This window comes from Wolbachia endosymbiont (group B) of Protocalliphora azurea (genome assembly GCF_947251865.1).
In the GTDB taxonomy this organism is placed as follows: Bacteria; Pseudomonadota; Alphaproteobacteria; order Rickettsiales; family Anaplasmataceae; genus Wolbachia.
Map to the genome: position 1 here is coordinate 1,076,513 of NZ_OX366394.1, position 17,874 is coordinate 1,094,386.

17 protein-coding genes and 5 pseudogenes are annotated in these 17,874 nt (G+C 34.1%); 12 read left to right on the forward strand and 10 right to left on the reverse strand.

Annotation, left to right across the window (positions count from 1 at the left end; translation table 11 throughout):
- Positions 1 to 198: 198 nt before the first annotated feature.
- Both OPR35_RS05065 and OPR35_RS07545 read left to right on the forward strand, forming a co-directional pair.
- Positions 199 to 396, forward strand: a pseudogene (locus tag OPR35_RS05065) (IS5/IS1182 family transposase); the annotation flags it as partial.
- A gap of 201 nt (positions 397 to 597) precedes the next feature.
- A pseudogene (locus tag OPR35_RS07545) lies at positions 598 to 1,728 on the forward strand (IS3 family transposase).
- 43 nt (positions 1,729 to 1,771) lie between these two features.
- Here the strand turns inward: OPR35_RS07545 and OPR35_RS05085 are convergent.
- The 4 genes and pseudogenes from OPR35_RS05085 to OPR35_RS05100 all read right to left on the reverse strand — a co-directional run.
- Positions 1,772 to 2,120: pseudogene (locus tag OPR35_RS05085) on the reverse strand (ankyrin repeat domain-containing protein); the annotation flags it as partial.
- 3 nt (positions 2,121 to 2,123) lie between these two features.
- Complete coding sequence (locus OPR35_RS05090) at positions 2,124 to 2,600, reverse strand: hypothetical protein (protein WP_230609162.1); 477 nt, start codon at positions 2,598 to 2,600, stop codon at positions 2,124 to 2,126.
- Between the two features lie 7 nt (positions 2,601 to 2,607).
- Positions 2,608 to 3,819: a DNA modification methylase gene (locus OPR35_RS05095; RefSeq protein WP_230609160.1), complete on the reverse strand. Its 1,212-nt coding sequence runs from the start codon at positions 3,817 to 3,819 to the stop codon at positions 2,608 to 2,610.
- Positions 3,820 to 3,889: 70 nt separating this feature from the next.
- Positions 3,890 to 4,390, reverse strand: a complete 501-nt coding sequence (locus OPR35_RS05100) for a crossover junction endodeoxyribonuclease RuvC (RefSeq protein ID WP_265024759.1) — start codon at positions 4,388 to 4,390, stop codon at positions 3,890 to 3,892.
- 648 nt (positions 4,391 to 5,038) lie between these two features.
- Between OPR35_RS05100 and OPR35_RS07550 the strand changes: the two genes are divergently transcribed.
- The 4 genes and pseudogenes from OPR35_RS07550 to OPR35_RS07565 all read left to right on the forward strand — a co-directional run bounded on the left by OPR35_RS07550 (position 5,039) and on the right by OPR35_RS07565 (position 6,000).
- Positions 5,039 to 5,320, forward strand: a complete 282-nt coding sequence (locus OPR35_RS07550; protein WP_238580394.1) for a hypothetical protein — start codon at positions 5,039 to 5,041, stop codon at positions 5,318 to 5,320.
- A pseudogene (gene rhuM, locus OPR35_RS07555) lies at positions 5,262 to 5,583 on the forward strand (RhuM family protein). Before OPR35_RS07550 ends, rhuM begins: the two are co-directional and overlap by 59 nt.
- A 47-nt stretch (positions 5,584 to 5,630) precedes the next feature.
- A complete protein-coding gene (locus OPR35_RS07560; RefSeq protein ID WP_265025028.1) occupies positions 5,631 to 5,861 on the forward strand; it encodes a virulence RhuM family protein in 231 nt (76 codons plus the stop codon).
- Positions 5,833 to 6,000, forward strand: coding sequence for a hypothetical protein (locus OPR35_RS07565; protein ID WP_231115926.1), 168 nt, complete (start codon positions 5,833 to 5,835; stop codon positions 5,998 to 6,000). Before OPR35_RS07560 ends, OPR35_RS07565 begins: the two co-directional genes overlap by 29 nt.
- A 1,013-nt stretch (positions 6,001 to 7,013) precedes the next feature.
- On the opposite strand, the pseudogene OPR35_RS05125 reads toward OPR35_RS07565, so the two are convergent.
- Positions 7,014 to 7,247, reverse strand: a pseudogene (locus OPR35_RS05125) (AAA family ATPase); the annotation flags it as partial.
- A gap of 77 nt (positions 7,248 to 7,324) precedes the next feature.
- Between OPR35_RS05125 and OPR35_RS05130 the strand changes: the two are divergent.
- Positions 7,325 to 8,327, forward strand: a protein-coding gene (locus tag OPR35_RS05130; RefSeq protein WP_230608967.1) for an IS630 family transposase whose coding sequence is annotated in 2 segments (ribosomal slippage) — positions 7,325 to 7,834 and positions 7,836 to 8,327 — 1,002 coding nt in all. Because the reading frame shifts where the segments join, the coding sequence is not laid out codon by codon here.
- Here the strand turns inward: OPR35_RS05130 and OPR35_RS07465 are convergent.
- Together OPR35_RS07465 and OPR35_RS05135 are read right to left on the reverse strand one after the other, a co-directional pair.
- Positions 8,324 to 8,800 carry a hypothetical protein gene (locus tag OPR35_RS07465; RefSeq protein ID WP_406848669.1) on the reverse strand — a complete coding sequence of 159 codons (477 nt, stop codon included), beginning with the start codon at positions 8,798 to 8,800 and terminating at the stop codon, positions 8,324 to 8,326. The genes OPR35_RS05130 and OPR35_RS07465 overlap by 4 nt on opposite strands.
- 48 nt (positions 8,801 to 8,848) lie before the next feature.
- Positions 8,849 to 10,249 carry an AAA family ATPase gene (locus OPR35_RS05135; protein ID WP_406848670.1) on the reverse strand — a complete coding sequence of 467 codons (1,401 nt, stop codon included), beginning with the start codon at positions 10,247 to 10,249 and terminating at the stop codon, positions 8,849 to 8,851.
- A 231-nt stretch (positions 10,250 to 10,480) separates the two neighbouring features.
- On the opposite strand from OPR35_RS05135, the gene OPR35_RS05140 reads away from it, so the two are divergent.
- Genes OPR35_RS05140 through OPR35_RS05155 form a run of 4 tightly spaced genes read left to right on the forward strand, consistent with a single transcriptional unit; the run spans position 10,481 to position 13,199 of the window.
- On the forward strand, positions 10,481 to 10,975 hold the full coding sequence (locus OPR35_RS05140; protein ID WP_213864031.1) for an RNA polymerase sigma factor: 495 nt from the start codon (positions 10,481 to 10,483) through the stop codon (positions 10,973 to 10,975).
- A gap of 52 nt (positions 10,976 to 11,027) precedes the next feature.
- Entirely contained in the window at positions 11,028 to 11,837 is an 810-nt protein-coding gene (locus OPR35_RS05145) for an ATP-binding protein (RefSeq protein ID WP_265024760.1), read from the forward strand.
- A 23-nt stretch (positions 11,838 to 11,860) separates the two neighbouring features.
- Positions 11,861 to 12,667 carry a helicase RepA family protein gene (locus OPR35_RS05150; RefSeq protein WP_265024761.1) on the forward strand — a complete coding sequence of 269 codons (807 nt, stop codon included), beginning with the start codon at positions 11,861 to 11,863 and terminating at the stop codon, positions 12,665 to 12,667.
- A 31-nt stretch (positions 12,668 to 12,698) separates the two neighbouring features.
- Entirely contained in the window at positions 12,699 to 13,199 is a 501-nt protein-coding gene (locus OPR35_RS05155) for a hypothetical protein (protein ID WP_265024762.1), read from the forward strand.
- A gap of 218 nt (positions 13,200 to 13,417) precedes the next feature.
- On the opposite strand, the gene OPR35_RS05160 is transcribed toward OPR35_RS05155, so the two are convergent.
- The 3 genes from OPR35_RS05160 to OPR35_RS05170 form a co-directional block, all read right to left on the reverse strand.
- Positions 13,418 to 14,420 (reverse strand): IS630 family transposase gene (locus OPR35_RS05160; RefSeq protein WP_230608967.1). Its coding sequence is split into 2 segments (ribosomal slippage): positions 13,418 to 13,909 and positions 13,911 to 14,420, totalling 1,002 coding nucleotides; the frame shifts between segments, so codons are not numbered across the junction.
- A gap of 348 nt (positions 14,421 to 14,768) precedes the next feature.
- Positions 14,769 to 15,839 (reverse strand): hypothetical protein, encoded by a 1,071-nt coding sequence (locus OPR35_RS05165; protein WP_265024763.1) that lies wholly within the window; start codon positions 15,837 to 15,839, stop codon positions 14,769 to 14,771.
- A complete protein-coding gene (locus OPR35_RS05170; protein WP_265024764.1) occupies positions 15,799 to 17,034 on the reverse strand; it encodes a hypothetical protein in 1,236 nt (411 codons plus the stop codon). Before OPR35_RS05170 ends, OPR35_RS05165 begins: the two co-directional genes overlap by 41 nt.
- A gap of 146 nt (positions 17,035 to 17,180) precedes the next feature.
- On the opposite strand from OPR35_RS05170, the gene OPR35_RS05175 reads away from it, so the two are divergent.
- On the forward strand, positions 17,181 to 17,864 hold the full coding sequence (locus OPR35_RS05175) for a hypothetical protein (RefSeq protein WP_265024765.1): 684 nt from the start codon (positions 17,181 to 17,183) through the stop codon (positions 17,862 to 17,864).
- The last annotated feature ends 10 nt before the right edge of the window (positions 17,865 to 17,874 follow it).

Consider the following 17,874-nt stretch of genomic DNA (forward strand, 5'->3'; position numbering starts at 1 on the left):
CTTGGTATGAAACAGCTATATGCAGGTTTGCTGTAAAACTTCAGCAGTTTTCCACTCCTTTAAAGCATCATGCTCTTATAATAGTGATATCAAATATAGGTCTTAACTATTTTCATCTCAAGACCTTCTGCAAAAGGTGATTGAAAAAGTGATGTAAGAGAGGTAGAAGAAGAATAAGCAGATCAAGTAAGGTAAAAAATGAGCTTTAGTTACTATAAAATGAAGAAGCACCCAAGAAACTTTCGTAATATAACAGGTTTAACTATAGAGGAGTTTGAAAAGGTGGTGGAAAAAGTGAGGTCTGAGTGGAAAAAACTTGAAAAACAGAAAAAGTGCCATGGTAGAAGATCACAACTACCAACTCTGGAAGATAAGTTATTTTGCGTAATTTTGTACTGACCTTACCCAGAAAAAGTAGACAGGTAGTTAAGACGTTTTTTTCATGAAAATGATGAATCAAATTTTTCAGGAATGCAATAGTTAATAGTAGAATGTCTACGTTGTTTGTTATAAAAAATTGACCTTACCCAGAAAAAGTAGACAGGTAGTTAAGACGTTTTTGAAGTAAAATAAAACGTTTTTTCAAAGAGGTGTAGTATGACAAAAAGAAAAGAATATACAGCAGAATTCAAAATTGAAGCTATAAGACTAGTAAAAGAAACAGGTCAATCATCAGCAAAAATAGCAAGAGATTTGGGTATTAGCGGTGATTCATTAAGCAGATGGGTAAAAACATACAATGATAGAATGTCTGGAGTAGATGCGTTTCCAGGAAAAGGGAAAGTAGCTCATTGCGACAAAGAAAAGTTTGATTTAAAGAAAGAACTGGCAAGAGTAACTAGAGAAAGAGATATTTTAAAAAAAGCCCTGGGATATTTTGCAAACCAAAAAGAGTGAAATATTCTTTTATAAAAGAGCATGAAAACTGCTGTAAAATAAGAGAGCTATGCAGGTTTTTGAACGTATCTGCTTGTGGTTATTATAAATGGATTTCTAAGGAAAAAAGTAATAAAAAATCAACAAGAGAAGAGCTCATAAAAGATATTCAAAAGATATATCAAGCGTCACAATGCAGATACGGAGCTCCACGCTGAATTAAAGGTTTTAGGTAAAAATTATAACATCAAAACAGTGCAAAATGTTATGCAGGAAAATGGCATTCAAGCCCAACTTAGACGAAGGTTTAAGACTAAGAAACTTCAAACAGACAATAGAGTTATAACTCCTAACATATTGGATCAGAATTTCACCACTGATCAGCCAAACAAGATATGGGATTACATACATAAACACCAACGAAGGATGGCTATATTTGGCAGCAATAATAGATTTATATTCACGCATGGTAGTTGGTTGGTCAATGAGTAATTCAATAAATAAGCAATTAGTTATAGATGCTTTATTGATGGCTGTTGATAGGCGCAAACCCGTTAAAAATCTACTATTTCATAGCGATCAAGGATCACAGTACACCTCTAAAAATTAGAGATTTTTACTGAATACAAAAAGTATTATTTCTAGCATGAGTCACAAAGTTACGATAATGCTGTTTCGGAGAGCTTTTTTAGTTCACTAAAGAGGGAATTACTCATTGATACCTCACAACACTCCGCACAACAAGCTAGAACCGCAATATTTGAATACATAGAAATTTTTTATAACAAACAACGTAGACATTCTACTATTAACTATTGCATTCCTGAAAAATTTGATTCATCATTTTCATGAAAAAAACGTCTTAACTACCTGTCTACTTTTTCTGGGTAAGGTCAATTTCTTCATGTCCAGCTCCTGATGCTAAGTGTAACGGTGTATGTAGTAAAGCATTCTGCTCATTAACATTAACTCCTTTGTTGAGTAAAAACCTTACAGCATTTGCTTCATTCAACATCGCAGCTAAATGAAGTAAGCTATCTTTTCTTGCACAAGAGAGCGCACTTTTACCATCATCATCAGTGATCAGTGGATTAATATTTTTCCTATTGAGTAAGAGCGCAACCATACTAAGCTCGTTAATTTCTACTGCATAATGTAGCGGTGTCTTTCCATTTAATCCTCTGACATTAACATCTAATCCAGGTTAGACACTTTATTAATTCTAAACTTAAGTTAGCAGACATTATTTAAAACTTAATATTAGATAATTCTTGTAATGAGTTTGTAATCTCTTCGGTTAGCGCCATATGAATCTTTTCAGTGTCACTCAGTGATGCAAGTAGTGCTGACACTCTATTTGGAATATTAAGCAGATTATTACGGACAACTCTTGCTACATTAAATGCTTCAGTTTTTACTTCCTCTACTGCTACAAGTTCACCAATCTCAGCCCTAGCTTTTGCCTCAAGCAGTTTACCACGTTCCATTTCATTTTTTATTCTAGTTTTTAGCAACATCGTGGAAAGGTTACTTGTATTTTCGTTTTCTGGATTTTTCCTCCTCAGTGGCTGACTTGGATCTCTTATTGCCGCTACTGCTTCATTTGCTTGTTCTCTATTGATCAAACCATCCTCCAACTCAACTATTCCTTTCTTTACTAAATAACAGACATATTGCTTTGATACTCCTATCTCTCTTGCCCATTCTGTTTGTGTAATTTTCACTTTTTTCCTACTGTTTTTCTCCTTGAATTTCTGCAAAAGTTTTACCAGTACCGGCTAAAATGGCATCTCTTCCGGTATATATTTGCCAACGTTTTATGGTTACATCTACAAATTTTGAATCTAGCTCTATTGTTCTGCAAATTCTTCCTGTTCTCTCACATGCAATCAGTGTACTTCCAGAACCGCTAAATGGATCAAGTACTATGTCTCCTGGTCTGCTGCTGTTTACTATTGCTCTCTCCATTAGCTCTACTGGCTTCATCGTTGGATGTAGTGTATTATGCGTTGGCTTATCATAAAACCACAGATCACTTTGATTTCTACCACCATGCCACTCACGTTTATTGCCGCTTTTCCATCCATAGAGCATTGCTTCGTATTGTCTTTGATAATCAGACCTGCCTAGCGTAAAATGATTCTTTGCCCAAATGATAAATGTTGACCATTTTCCTCCTGCCTCTTCAAATGCTTTTTGCAACGTTGAAAACTCTGATGATGATATGCAGATGTAAATTGCACCTTTCGTATATGCTAAAATATGGGAACAGATGTCATAGAGAAAAAGTTCGTACTTTTCACCTTGATTATCATTTAATATCTTTTTGTCTTGGCTATTACCATAATCAACGTTATATGGAGGATCACAAACAGTAATGTCTGCCATTTTATCATCTAACAGCGCTTTATATGATTCAACTACAGAGCTATCACCACAATAGATTCGATGATCACCTAAAATCCATAAATCACCTGGTTTTGTTATTTCTACCTTTTTGTCATCAACAACTAAGTCAGAAAGATCTTCTTTTTCACTATCTAAATCATCAAGGAAATGTTGAACTTTTTCTAATTCAAACCCTGTCATTTTTAAGTCAAACTGTAAATCTTCTAACTCTTGAATTTCTACTTTCAAAAGCTCATCATCCCACTTTGCCCAATTAGCTGATTGATTTGCCAGCAATCGAAAAGCTTTGGTTTGTGGTTCATTTAGATTATCACTGAGGACTACTGGAATACTTTCCATACCAAGTTTTCTTGCTGCTTTAAGTCTTAAATGACCATCAACCACAGTTCCATCGCTTTTTGCAACTATTGGTATACGAAAGCCGAATTCCCTGATTGAAGCACACATTCTATTTACTACGTCATCATTTTTACGAGGATTACGCTTATATTCGACGAGGTTTTCAACAGGATAGTAGTGGATTGCTAAATTCATATAATTTAAATTCTTAATAATTAAAAGGTTAATATTCAAAATATGTCTGACGCTAAAGAAGGCCTGAGGTCTAACCCACCAAACCCGCCATTATGGCCGAAAGGACCCACTTTTTATGGGTTTTTGTCTTATTAATATCTTTACTAATATAGAACATTAATGCCAAAGCATCGGCCTCATTATCATCTCTAGGTGAAAAACTTTTTTCACGTATCGCTTCAATAACTTCACTCTTACTTGCATTGCCTTTGCCTGTTATAAAGCGTTTTATAGTTTTAACATTAACACCTTGGTAAGGAATATTGTTCTCTTCACACCAAGCAGACAGCACTGCAAGAAAACCACCATAGCAATGAGCTGCATCAGTTCCTAGATGTCTTCTCACTTCTTCAAAATACACTGCAGTGAACTCATGTTTCAAAGAATTAAGCCAATTACGAAAGTTTAAGAAACACATTCCACCTCCACTGAAACGGCTACCATGAAAGCTTTTGCTGCCACTTTCAATTACTCCATCTGTTAGAATTGCCCAGCCTGTCTGTTTACCGAGGTCCAGTGTTAGGATTGACATTATTTAAAACTATAAGTAGCACTGATTCCAAAATATCGTTTGGTTCCTCGAACGTACTATCAAAAAGCGGTTTATAGTTTTTTTGTTGGCCAACAACGGAAATTCGAGAATCATGTGCTACTGCAGAAAGTTGTTTTCTTGTTATATATATTCACCAAAATTACGAAAACTGTTCACTTTTTTTTTGCAAAGGATAAAAATCGTGTTAGACTTAAACGGAGATTTGTTCTGCAGTAGTAAGATTACCGACAATGCCATTTAATTAAATTTTAGAGGGTACTACGTGCGTTCTTTGGTGAATTGCTGTTGTTAATTATCTATAAAATCACATCTAGCTTTAAAACGAAGTTTTTACCTTATCTAAAAAAATACAAATCTACTCAATGTTTGTTTGCCGAGTTTCGGATTGACACTTAAAGTTTTTGTATTTGAAGCGCATCCACAAACTGCATCAATGCCCTTCTATAATATATATATACCGGATTTCTTACTACTTTTTCCGGGATTTTTTGAAAAAAAGTTAAAATAATTTCAAAACTGCTTACCAGCTAAAGAATAAAGTAGATAGTTCTCTATTTTTAGAGTTTTACAGTTGCTTGTCTTTTTTACAAATAACCTATATGCTATTTGAAGTAAGGTAGAGTAGATATGATAATAAATGAAAACGAAATTTTATTATATACAACTCCAGATGGAGATGTGAGAATTGATGTTTTGTATCGAGATGAAAACATTTGGCTTACACAAAAAAGAATGGCGGAGTTGTTTGATGTTAATATTAGAACAATTAGTGAGCATTTACAGAACATATTTGCTAGTCAAGAGTTAGATAAAGATTCAGTTATCCGGATTTTCCGGAATACTGCTGAGGATGGTAAACAGTACCCTACACAATTTTATAATTTGGATAGCTATTGGTTATCGAGTTAATTCTAAAAAGGCTACATCTTTTAGAGTATGGGCTACGAAAATTTTAAAGATCAAAGGATTTGCATTAGATAGCGAACGGCTAAAAAACGGCCCAAAGTTTGGTAAAGACTACTTCAATGAATTACTTGAAAAAATCAGGAGCATCCGAACGTAGGTTTTACCAGAAGATTACTGACATTTATGCTGAATGCTCTGCAGACTATGATCCAAATTCAGAAATAACAAAACAATTTTATGCAAAAGTACAGAATAAATTATATTGATGGCCTAACTGCAGCAGAGCTCTCGAGTTGACCACAAAAAACCAAATATTGGGCTAACTACATGGAAAGATGGTTCTGGCAACAAAATTCATAAGAGTGATGTGAGTACTGCAAAAAACTACTTGACTGAAAAAGAGTTGAGTGCATATTGTTTCCTAGATTATGCGGAACTTCAAGCAAGAAAGCATCGGCTAATAAAAATGCAGAATTGGGTTGAAAAGTTGGATGCATTTCTATTGTTCAATGATTATGAAGTACTTAAAGATGCTGAGTGCTGAAGTTGCAAAAGCTCTAGCTGAAGGAGAATACGAAAAGTATAGAGTTATACAAGATAAATTACATGAATCTGACTTTGATGAATTAATTAAAGCAAGTAAAGAAAGTGAGAAAATAACTACAACAAAAACCAGCTTGTAGTTGAGCTATCTGTGTTTGACATCTTGCTTTTGTTTTAATTTCAAGGGGGGTGAACCACCCTTTAGAAAGCCCTATCTGCCAATAAATAGTGAAAACATAAATCTTTGTCTCCATTATACTAGATAAACCTGGAGACGTAAATAAATAAATTTTGATCTTTGTCTCCATTTTAAGGTAGCTTCTGTTTCTTCTTTTATAGCAGCAACTCCAAACTTTTTTCCTTTAGATTCATCTACAAATTATTTATAGAGATTACCTAAAAATTCAACTTAAGAGTTTTAGATGAAAATAGTTATATTTCAATAAGACCTCCAAAATAACCAGCTCTGGTGATATATATTCACCGAAATTACAAAAACTGTTCACTTTTTTGAAAAAGTATTTTACAATAAATAAGAAATATGATAGAATAAGCTGAGGTTTTTTGTAGCAAGTAAAAGTTTAAGGTAAAAGATAATTTAGAAATGCCTCATAATCGAGTTTTAAGCTGCCTTACATAAGTAACTTAGTTCTTGGTAGTATAATTGTACCCTGGAGTCGTATAATCACTTTAAATTCGCACTAAATGCAATTGCCTCAAGGTTGTATTTTTTTCATTAAATTTAAGTAATGTTTTGTGGTAATCTCTCTAGGTCTTCTTCATTTCTATTTATCCAATATATTTTATATTTATTATTACTGTTATTATTTATTACTATTATATATATATAATATATAAGGGTTTTAGGAAGCTAGAATCCGCCTCACTGGCTGACTTTAGACATGTGGTTTCTAGGAACGCTTTTAGGAACGTAGGCAAAAAAGCTAGCTCTCACGCAGAATTTAGATTCCTGATTTCTAATTACTGATTTAGGAACCTAGGAATTAGGAATGTAATACAATCATTGATGGTGCTATTTCTTAAGTGCTAAGTTCTAGTTGAGTGGATGTAAATTGATAGTAGCTATATAGATTGAAATGGCAATAGAGAAAACTGGGTAAACTCTAAAATATTTTTACCCATAAAAAAAGACTTATCCTAACATTAAATTTTCCCTATAGCTAAAATCTTCAGCTCCAAGAGTGAATTTTCCTATACCACAAGCAAATGGTCCAGTTGGAATGTCAAGCCACTTATCCTCTCTTGAACCTGTAGACATCACTTTAACTAACTGCTTTACCTGCAAAAGTTCCTGTACCATACGCTCTAGTCTATCCCTTCCCATGCTGTGAAAAACTTCAGGTAGTCTATGGCGTTGCTTATACCAATTCCCACTATGCAAAGAACAGATAGACAATAATGGGAAAGAAGTGATAATAAAGTAGATAAAATAGAGAGGTATAAATGGCATTAAGGTCAAAACTATTAGACGAAAAAGTTGTAAATTTGGCGAAAGAAATGTTAAAAAAGGTCAGAAATAACGCATATGTTTCAAAAAAGTTACAAGCGGTGATAGCAGGAAAAGAAAGTAGTATAAGCGCTGTGGCAAGAATATGTAAAATTTCAAGGACTGCTTTGACTGAATGGATAAAGCATCTAAAATTTGGTAGAGTAGAAAGATTATTTGCCCCGTCTCAGCGGCGAAGAAAAAGCAAATTAAAGAAAAATCAACGTGAGCAAATTGAAATATGGGTAGAAAGAAATCCAAATATTACTATTAAGGAAGTGCAGATAAAAATCTCAGAGGAATTTGGCCTAAACATTAGCAAATCAACAGTGCACCGTGAGATACAAAGGATGAAATTTTCTTATATAACACCGAGGCCAATGCACCATAAACAAGATAAAAACAAGCAAGAAGAGTTTAAAAAATACTTCAATAAAATAGTCAATTCCCACCCTGAAAAAGAGGTGTTTTTTTGATGAATCACGATTTGGAACTCATTCAAAAATCGGACACGGATGGTTTAAAAAAGGGGTCAGAACGCAGGTTAAAATGAAAATTGGTAGACAAAATTTCTATATCTACAGTGCGGTAAATCCAAGAAGTGGTAAGAAAATCAGCCTACTTGCTCCATATGTAAACACTGATTGTATGAATATATTTCTGGAGCAGATGTCGAAAGATTTAGGCACGAAAAAAGCCTTTCTTGTAATGGATTGTGCAAGTTGGCATAGATCAAAAAGTTTGAAATTTCAGGAAAACATTACCATTATATACTTGCCTCCTTATTCACCGGAACTGAATCCTGTTGAGAGGTTGTGGCAATATATCAAATACAATACTTTACGTAACAGAGTCTACGATACCATAGGCTTACTTGCAGATGTTCTGTGTAATTTTATTGTCAGTATTTCCAGCACTACTATTAAACGAGTTTGTAATGTTTCTTATTTGTTCGATTAGTAATGGAATTTGGTATTATATACTCCTGTGCTTCCTGTGTGAGTAAATGGATGCCCTGAAGCAGCAGATCGTGTAACTGCATCGATAAGACATATTTTAAGGTCTTTTTCACTAGTATTTTTAACTGTTAGTTGTATTGTTATATCTTCTAGTAGCCCTGTTTCCTGATTTCTTAGGTAAGTTCTTACAGTACGATCAGCTAACCCATTGGCCTTCACAACTGCCCCATGAAATAAAGCATTCTGTCTTGGTGTTTCTCCTACTGCCTTAAAGATCTCTAGCCTAGCTGTATTTTCTATTGGCCAAAAAGCGTATGAGCATCTAACACCATTAACAAGAGCAGAGGTACCTCTTATTGCATCTCTTGCTTGTTCAACAGTTAGTATAGGTTTTTCTCCTTTTGGTTTTCTCATGTGGTGAGCAGTAACAATTGAAGCTCCAGTACTATTTGCTAGATCAGACAATAGACACATCAGATAATCCCCTACAGCTGGGTCAGCATTTATATCTGCATGGATAAATTAAGCAAGTGGATCAAATACTATCAATTTCAGATCTTTAATTTTCTCGAGCTGTTTTATTATAGATTCGAATTCAGGAGAAACTTCGACAACTTTACCACGAACGTTTCTTAGTATTGTAAGTGATCCTCTGACGTTTGGCAGTGGTACAATAAATAGTTTGTCTTTATATTTTAATCTTTCACATTTAGGGTCAAGTCGTTCTAAGCGGCGATGTACTTCACCTGCATCATCTTCTGCTAAAAAGACTACCACTGATCCATGTTCAGTCACAAGCGAACCAAAACCACATATTTGATCTGTATCATTTACAACTTTGAGAGCCAAATCAAGTAGCAGCATTCCTTTTCCTGTGTCTCCCATAGCAGCAACTATTGAAGTAACGCCCAAAGGAAATATCCCTTCAACAAGAAATTTTTGCTCTGGTACTGGACCTACAAAGCGCTCTGCACTCCAATCTAAAATATTAAGTGGCTGTTTTATGGGTCTTTCTAAACTTTTCATATTTGAAGTATCAGTAGTTGGAATATCAGTAGCAGGTAAATTTATACATGGAGTTGAAGTTAAAAACTCTTTGACATCTATACCTTCCTCTACACAATCAGCAGCATCCCAGCCTTTTGTTTTATTTTGTGGAATATTAAGAACAACAAGTGATTCAACTCCGATTTCTAAAAGCTTTTTTTCAGCATTTTTAGCATATTTCTTACCTGCTTCATCATTATCTGGCCATATAATAATGTGTTTACCTTTTAGCGGAGTCCAATCAGTTTTCTCAATAGGTGCATTTGCTCCAGACATCGCTGTTGTTGCAGTTATTCCCTTCTCTATCAGCGCTTCTGCACATTTTTCCCCTTCCACCAGAACAATTTTATCAGACTTTAAGATTTCTGGAATATTATATAGAGGCCTTATTTCTGGTGATGCAAACTTAGATTGTTTGATATCAAAAGGCTTGTATACTTTTTTCTTTCCAGGAGGATCAGAACGATAAACTTTTACAATCACCTGACCATTTTCATCATAATAATTCCAACTTTGGGTAATGAATTTCTCAAAGTCTTCATCAACATATTGTTTCTCTCTGTATTTTTTATTATTTCCGAGCCATTCACTTATTGAAGCTATTACCTCAGGAAACTCTGTCCTTGCATTCTTTCTATGTACAGCTGCCCAAAGGTCGATAATGTCACCACCTTCTCCAGTTGCAAAATCATTCCATAACCCGGCTCTACTGCCACTTAGTTCTACTCTTAAACTTTTTCCTTTATTACCCCATATATCACCTACTTGAAACTCATTTTTGTGAAAAGTTCCGTTAGGTAGCAAGTACAAAAGACAAGATCTTAAGTTTAATAGAAGTTGTGCTTTAAGTTCTTGAACATTGTATGAATCACTCATGAAATTACCTGTAAGTTGAAAGTCTTGTTCTATATATTCACTGGATTTACAAAAACTGTTCAGTTCGTAGGTGCATTGTCTGATCAAAGTTTTGAGTGTCTGAGGTTTGAAAAAAGATTCCAGGTTTTCAGAGGGTAAAAAACTCACGATTGTCTGAGGTATTTTTTTCATGTCCTACAATATTTACTAAGAAAGTTTCATCCTTAAGTCTTTCATTTAAGGACACATCTTATGAAATCTCGAAACTCTTATTCAGGTATTGATCCTAAAGTTGTTAATTTAATAAAATTTTACGCAAAATATTATAAATCGCTTACTGATCAAGATATTGAAGACATAGAACAAGACCTCTTCTGTGAGTTTCTTTCATGCATAGATCAGTATGATAAAACTAAGGGCAGTCTTTCAACCTTTGCTAAGCAAGTTGTTAAAAATCGTATTAATAATCTAGTCCGTAAACACTCACGTACTACTCCTAAGCTTGAAAATAATGTGCAACAAGAAAGTTACTGCTTTGAAGATGAAACGATACTACGTATTGATGTTGAGCAAATTATTTCAAAATTACCAAAGAAGTGGCAAGTTTTATGTGAACAACTTAAACATCACAGCATTGCTGAAGTTGCAGACATGAACAATATGTCACGGACTACTTTGTACAACATTTTCAAGAAAATGCGATCTAAATTTGCACCTGTTTACGGAAAAAAGCATAAGAAAAATTGAACAGTTTTTTGAAATTTGGTGAATTTATATATAAGTGCATATAGGTAAAAACATGAAAATAATAAACAGCGAAGAAAGAGCAAAAATAGTCACAGGTGTGAAGATAGTAATCTTTGGCCCTTATGGAATTGGTAAAACTAGCTTACTCAAAACTCTCGATGAATCAACAACACTTTGCCTTGATTTTGAAGCAGGACTTCTAGCTGTACAAGACTGGAAAGGAGATTCAATCAATATGCGCACTTGGAATGAGGCCAGAGACATTGCTTGTCTTATTGGTGGTCCTAATCCTGCATTAAGGTCTGATCAAGCGTATAGTCAAAAACACTATGAGCATGTCTGTAGCAAGCACAAAGATCTTCTTTCTAAAGTTTCTAAATACCGATGCATCTTTGTGGATAGTATAACCGTTGCCTCACGTTTATGTCTATTATGGGCAAGAATGCAACCTGAAGCTTTTTCAGATAGATCAGGGAGAGAAGATAAAAGAGCTGCTTATGGCACACTTGCTCAAGAGATGATGGCTTGGCTCAATCAATTTCAACACATCAGAGATAAAGACATTATCATAGTTGGCACATTAGGTCAATATCTTGATGACTGCAATCGTCCAACTTGGTTACCTCAATGTGAAGGGGCTAAAACTGCTAGTGAAATTCCAGGTATTGTTGATGAAGTAATTAGTATGGTTGGAATCAAGAAAGATGATGGCACAGAGAAACGTTCATTTGTCTGTCAGACTATTAACTCTTGGGGATATCCAGCTAAAGACCGCAGTGGCTGCCTGAATATGGTTGAAGAACCGCATCTGGGTAAATTACTTGCGAAAATTAAAGCCAAAACTTTGGCTCCTATTGCTTAATTAAAAATTGGAGAATAATTATTATGGAACAAAGCTTTTTCAATATCGGTCAAAAAGTTCCCTTTTTCAGTGTGAAAGAATATTTGGATGATCAATCACCGATACCAGAAGATATAATCTCACCAAGGATTCTGACAAAAAGAGGTCTATTAGTACTGGGTGGCCCTCCTAAAATTGGCAAAAGCGATTTTCTAATTTCATGGCTCGTCCACATGGCTGCTGGTAGATCATTTCTCGGTATGACACCAAATAAACCTTTGAAAATTTTCTACATGCAAACTGAAATTGAATATGAATATATGAAAGAACGGTTGCAACAACTTCAACTGAATAAAGAGCTTTTGGACATAGCTGCCAATAACTTAATTATCACGCCAAGAGTGCAATTATCATTTAGCAGTGAAGAAATAGATGAAATCAAAAATGTTGTCAAAGAGCGTTTTAAACCTGATATTATTGCGATTGACCCTCTTCGTAACATTTTTAACTCAAGTGAATATGGCAATGAAAACGACAATAGCGCTATGTTATTCTTCTTGCAAAAAACACTTGAAAGACTGAGAAATGTTATCAATCCAGATTCAGGCATAATACTCACCCACCATACAAAAAAACTATCCAAAAAAATGTTAGAAGAAGATCCATTTCAGGGTTTAAGCGGTGCTGGATCTTTAAGAGGATTCTACAGTACTGGCATGGTGATGTTTTCTCATGATGAAGAAAGCACTACCCGTCAAATAGTATTTGAGCTTCGTAATGGTGAACGTGTACCAAACAAACTTGTCGATAAGATAAATGGCAATTGGCAACTCGTAGACCAATGGAGTTGATTCTTTTTTTACTTAATTTATAGGAGACAATATGCTAGCAGATTTTTTAACTGATTTTAATAACGCAAAACTGCAAAGCAGTTTAATACCGAAAGGTACAATAGTCAAGGTAAAAATGGCAATAAAGCCTGGAGGTTATGAGAATTGGTTCACGAAAAGCTACACTACTGGTAGCATCTATTTAAACGCTGAATTTACTGTCACTGAAGGTCCATATGCAAAACGTAAGATTTATCAAGTAATTGGTATTAAAAGTGGCAAAGCAAGCGTTGAAGGAGAAGATACTTGGGGAGAAATGGGTCGTTCTATGCTTAGAAGTATTTTAGAGTCAGCACGGAACATTCATTCAAATGACACTTCAGAAAAAGCAGTTATTGCTAGAAAAGTCAACTCTATAGCTGATTTTAATGGGTTAGAGTTTACTGCAAAAGTTGGTATTGAGGCTGATCGATATGGAGAGAAAAACAAGATTGCTACGGTTATTACTCAAGAGCAACATCAAAATACTGAGCGTGATTGGATACCTTTCTAAAGCTGCTGTGTTTATTTGAAACAATTTTTATAGATGAATAAATCCCAAAAAACACTATTGATTTAAAGAATGTCTGTCTTATTTATCGCCTGGTATTAGTGATATGAATGCTGAACAACAGGTTTCTAAAGATAAAAACGGGGATATAGCTGAATTTTTGAGTTCAATTATAAGTGACATAAACCTTGTTAAAGAATTACTTATACCAAATTCCATTACTAATCGAACAAATAAGAAACATTACAAACTCGTTTAATAGTAGTGCTGGAAATACTGACAATAAAATTACACAGAACATCTGCAAGTAAGCCTATGGTATCGTAGACTCTGTTACGTAAAGTATTGTATTTGATATATTGCCACAACCTCTCAACAGGATTCAGTTCCGGTGAATAAGGAGGCAAGTATATAATGGTAATGTTTTCCTGAAATTTCAAACTTTTTGATCTATGCCAACTTGCACAATCCATTACAAGAAAGGCTTTTTTCGTGCCTAAATCTTTCGACATCTGCTCCAGAAATATATTCATACAATCAGTGTTTACATATGGAGCAAGTAGGCTGATTTTCTTACCACTTCTTGGATTTACCGCACTGTAGATATAGAAATTTTGTCTACCAATTTTCATTTTAACCTGCGTTCTGACCCCTTTTTTAAACCATCCGTGTCCGATTTTTGAATGAGTTCCAAATCGTGATTCATCAAAAAAACACCTCTTTTTCAGGGTGGGAATTGACTATTTTATTGAAGTATTTTTTAAACTCTTCTTGCTTGTTTTTATCTTGTTTATGGTGCATTGGCCTCGGTGTTATATAAGAAAATTTCATCCTTTGTATCTCACGGTGCACTGTTGATTTGCTAATGTTTAGGCCAAATTCCTCTGAGATTTTTATCTGCACTTCCTTAATAGTAATATTTGGATTTCTTTCTACCCATATTTCAATTTGCTCACGTTGATTTTTCTTTAATTTGCTTTTTCTTCGCCGCTGAGACGGGGCAAATAATCTTTCTACTCTACCAAATTTTAGATGCTTTATCCATTCAGTCAAAGCAGTCCTTGAAATTTTACATATTCTTGCCACAGCGCTTATACTACTTTCTTTTCCTGCTATCACCGCTTGTAACTTTTTTGAAACATATGCGTTATTTCTGACCTTTTTTAACATTTCTTTCGCCAAATTTACAACTTTTTCGTCTAATAGTTTTGACCTTAATGCCATTTATACCTCTCTATTTTATCTACTTTATTATCACTTCTTTCCCATTATTGTCTATCTGTTCTTTGCATAGTGGGAATTGGTATTACTAAACATAAAGGAACCATACGCTGGAAGAGAGAATATGATACTGTTTTACAGTTAATTAATGAGGAAGCGAGTAAGGGACGCTTTTTTACTAAAACCCAATTTTGCTATTTTTTTGAATGGTCTTAAGAGTCATCATTCTATTCTTAGATATATTAATGCCTTAGTTACTGAAGGTTATATAAAATTTCGTGAAAAAGAAGTACCAAGAAATAACAGACGCGTTAAAGTTATGTTACCATTAGACTGTTTTTAGCAATAGGGCTAGCTAGCACTTAAGTTAATGGTAGATGGATTAAGCCGATAGCCTGACCAGTTACACGCTTGTATCACATCATCGCGTTTTATATTTAGTCCCAAGGTGCTAGCTAGCTTTTCTGCTATTGTTTTTTGCATTCTGTTAAGAGGTCTGCGTACTTGCTGTTCTGGGTCTTCAATACCTAAACTATCTGCTATTTGAATGATACTAAGAAATTTATATTCTTTAACTGCTTCCAAGTCACGCAAAAATTGTTTAAGTAATACTCTAAAGATGCGGATGCTCGAAATTGCTTGTTTGCCTATAATTTCAATGTCATTAACATAAATAGTATTATCTTCAACTTTTAATCGCAGTATCTTTTTTTCTGGAAGAGTTGTTTCTTGCAGTGGAACATAAGGGAATGCTTGAAAAGAAACATTAGGTAATAGCTCTGGTACTCCTTTTTCAACTGCTTCGCTTAGTATTTGATTTAGAGTTTGATGTTTACAAATTAAATCAGCCATGGAAACAGTGTATAGGCTTAACAATATTTTTAAGTCTGCCTTTCCAAAAGTTATAAGAACAGCAACATTAGTTCTTAACCTATCTACAGTTAAATATGACTTATCAGTACATAAAGTTGGTATAATAACGCTTACTATTTTACTTTTAAAGCTTATATGATATATCCCATTTGCCGCCTTTTCCCATATGAGCCCTATTAATAGTTTTTCAAACCAACTTATAATTTTTTCCGTATTAAGTTTAATTGAAAGCACAAGATAACGCTGTTTTTTATAAGTATCAGGAAAAATATCACGACCACAATCCTCGCAAGCTAGATCATCACACTCTTCATCAAAATCATGAGAAATGATAACCTCGTTTTTGCAATAAGGATTTTGTATATTTGGAAAATCAAGATCTAAATCATTAGCGCAAATAACGAAGTAATGCTTCTCAAGTTTAACAAAATCAATCTGGTTGAGATACTCTGCAGCATCTATATAGTTCTCATCAGGATCTACCCAGGACCTATTTACTAACATAGTATCAATATCTTGAGAGTGTTTTCGACAAAACGGTAATTCCATAGCTATCTCTAATTAAAGACTTAAAATCATCTCGTTCTTTTCTATTGAGAACATATTCTGAGTAATCAATTTCTATATAATTTGCGTATTGCGTGTCTGTCTGAAAGGATAAAGTAACTTTTTTACTTTTGAACAATACTTTGATATGCTGAACAAGCGAAACATCATGCAGTACACTACCAACCGAAGGCTCTATCTTCTGCAACCACTCTTCAATATTATCCGTGTTTAACGTAAGATTAGTTTTAGATTTAGATGGACCAAATTTCAATTCAAATAGGCGAATATCAGGTACATGTTGTTTTACACAGTCATTCAAAAAAGTACTCACTTGTGCTGTTGTATTTTGGTGGCGCATGTTAGTAAATGAACATTCTCGTTGAAAATAACAGCTTACTATTTTATTTGCTATTTTTAATCCTTGATCAAAACTTTGAATAGATAGATTTACTTGGTTAGCATTTAAAGCAAAGTCAATAATAATTCTACTAGGTTTATAACCGTGTATTACCTTATTTGAACTCATTACCAAATCTTCATCTTTACTAGCACGTCGTATAAATAAGTAAATACTATTTTGGTAGTAAAAGAGTTCTTGAAACTGACTTTCAAAACTATCATTTTCGAATAGATCATGCTGTTTTAATATTTCCTGTATCGTACTTTTTGATAAAAAATCCTTAAATGAAGTGGACTTTTGTCTTGGAGGATTTTTTAATACGAAAGGTAAAAAACCTTTTTTCTGCACTTGATTAAAGCAGAAAATTTGTTTCAGTAAGTTATGATTAATTATAAAGAGAGTAAACAACAAGGACTTTTTGTCATATTTGTTATTTTGCAACAGAAATGATTTCAGAAGATCTTGGCTTAATACAGACTGTGCTACTTCAGCTATAGTTGTTTCTGATTTTGCACGACTAAAACGATTGACTAAGTAATAATCAAACAGAGATTCAGAAATTTTAATAAGCATCTTACGCTTTTGCTGAGTTGAAATATCATCGGATTTTTCGTAGTCTTTAAATAATTGCCTATTTTGCTTATTCTGAAAATAGTGGTTAAAAATCACACTTAATTGTCTACCAGAAAGAGAATTAAGCCAACTTTCACGTAAACTTGGATTTTGAAAGTCCTTAAGCAAAAAGGATACTGGCATTTCTAAATTATTTTCCCAAAATTCCTCACTAGCTATCATATATCTAAAAGTAAATATATTATGTCTAAAATAGATTAAAGATTAGTCAACAAAAATTTATTATGAAATAAAAGAAGAATTTTCCTAAAAAAACTGAACAGTTTTTGTAATTTTGGTGAATATATATACAGGAGTCAAATTTTCAAATGTCAATTCTTACACAGTCAGGAAGAGCAGCAATAGCAGCAAGCATAAAAGAGCAACCAATACATCTTGCTTGGGGCAGTGGTGATGCCAATTGGGAAAGTAGTCATCAAGTCGAAAAAGTTTTTGTTGAGGATGAAATAGCTCTAGATCACCATACTATTAAAGATGTAAGGGTTTTTACAGGACAAACAGTGTATCAATCCAGTATTGACTATATAGTTGAGAGCAGTAGTGGTATAATAAAACGTACGAAAAACAGCTCTATTGTAGAGAATAGTACAGTAACTATAGAATACATTCAAGACACACCACCAGAGTCCATTACATCTCAAAAACTGCTCAATGAGCTTGGCAGACGTACTGCAGATGAAGTGCTATTCTGCACAGGTGATGAAAACGGCGAACTTATAACTCCTTCTGGAAGGTTTAGGCCCTCAAATGTACCAACTAATAATCTTTTTCTCAAATTTACTTTCGATTTCACGGACGCAGCAAATCAAGTTATCAGGGAACTCGGGGTTATGGTTGGTACAAAGGTAAAGGAGAAAGCACCTCCTGGACAGAGATATTTTGAGCCAAAAGACGTGGAAAATCCTGGAATTTTGTTAGTTTTAGAACACACGGTACCACTGATCAGAACCGCAGCAACCCGGGAAACTTTTGCCTTTGTCGTTACATTCTGAAGAGGGGAAA

What these genes read in the sequence shown, in the direction of transcription:
- OPR35_RS05135 (WP_406848670.1), bottom strand. Translation starts at nt 10,249, where the DNA reads ATGAGTGATTCATACAATGTTCAAGAACTTAAAGCACAACTTCTATTA.
- OPR35_RS07565 (WP_231115926.1), top strand. Translation starts at nt 5,833, where the DNA reads ATGAAGTACTTAAAGATGCTGAGTGCTGAAGTTGCAAAAGCTCTAGCT.
- OPR35_RS05140 (WP_213864031.1), top strand. Translation starts at nt 10,481, where the DNA reads ATGAAATCTCGAAACTCTTATTCAGGTATTGATCCTAAAGTTGTTAAT.
- OPR35_RS05170 (WP_265024764.1), bottom strand. Translation starts at nt 17,034, where the DNA reads ATGATAGCTAGTGAGGAATTTTGGGAAAATAATTTAGAAATGCCAGTA.
- OPR35_RS05150 (WP_265024761.1), top strand. Translation starts at nt 11,861, where the DNA reads ATGGAACAAAGCTTTTTCAATATCGGTCAAAAAGTTCCCTTTTTCAGT.
- OPR35_RS07465 (WP_406848669.1), bottom strand. Translation starts at nt 8,800, where the DNA reads ATGTGTCTATTGTCTGATCTAGCAAATAGTACTGGAGCTTCAATTGTT.
- OPR35_RS05145 (WP_265024760.1), top strand. Translation starts at nt 11,028, where the DNA reads ATGAAAATAATAAACAGCGAAGAAAGAGCAAAAATAGTCACAGGTGTG.
- OPR35_RS05175 (WP_265024765.1), top strand. Translation starts at nt 17,181, where the DNA reads ATGTCAATTCTTACACAGTCAGGAAGAGCAGCAATAGCAGCAAGCATA.
- OPR35_RS05100 (WP_265024759.1), bottom strand. Translation starts at nt 4,390, where the DNA reads ATGTCAATCCTAACACTGGACCTCGGTAAACAGACAGGCTGGGCAATT.
- OPR35_RS07550 (WP_238580394.1), top strand. Translation starts at nt 5,039, where the DNA reads ATGATAATAAATGAAAACGAAATTTTATTATATACAACTCCAGATGGA.
- OPR35_RS05165 (WP_265024763.1), bottom strand. Translation starts at nt 15,839, where the DNA reads ATGGAATTACCGTTTTGTCGAAAACACTCTCAAGATATTGATACTATG.
- OPR35_RS05155 (WP_265024762.1), top strand. Translation starts at nt 12,699, where the DNA reads ATGCTAGCAGATTTTTTAACTGATTTTAATAACGCAAAACTGCAAAGC.
- OPR35_RS05095 (WP_230609160.1), bottom strand. Translation starts at nt 3,819, where the DNA reads ATGAATTTAGCAATCCACTACTATCCTGTTGAAAACCTCGTCGAATAT.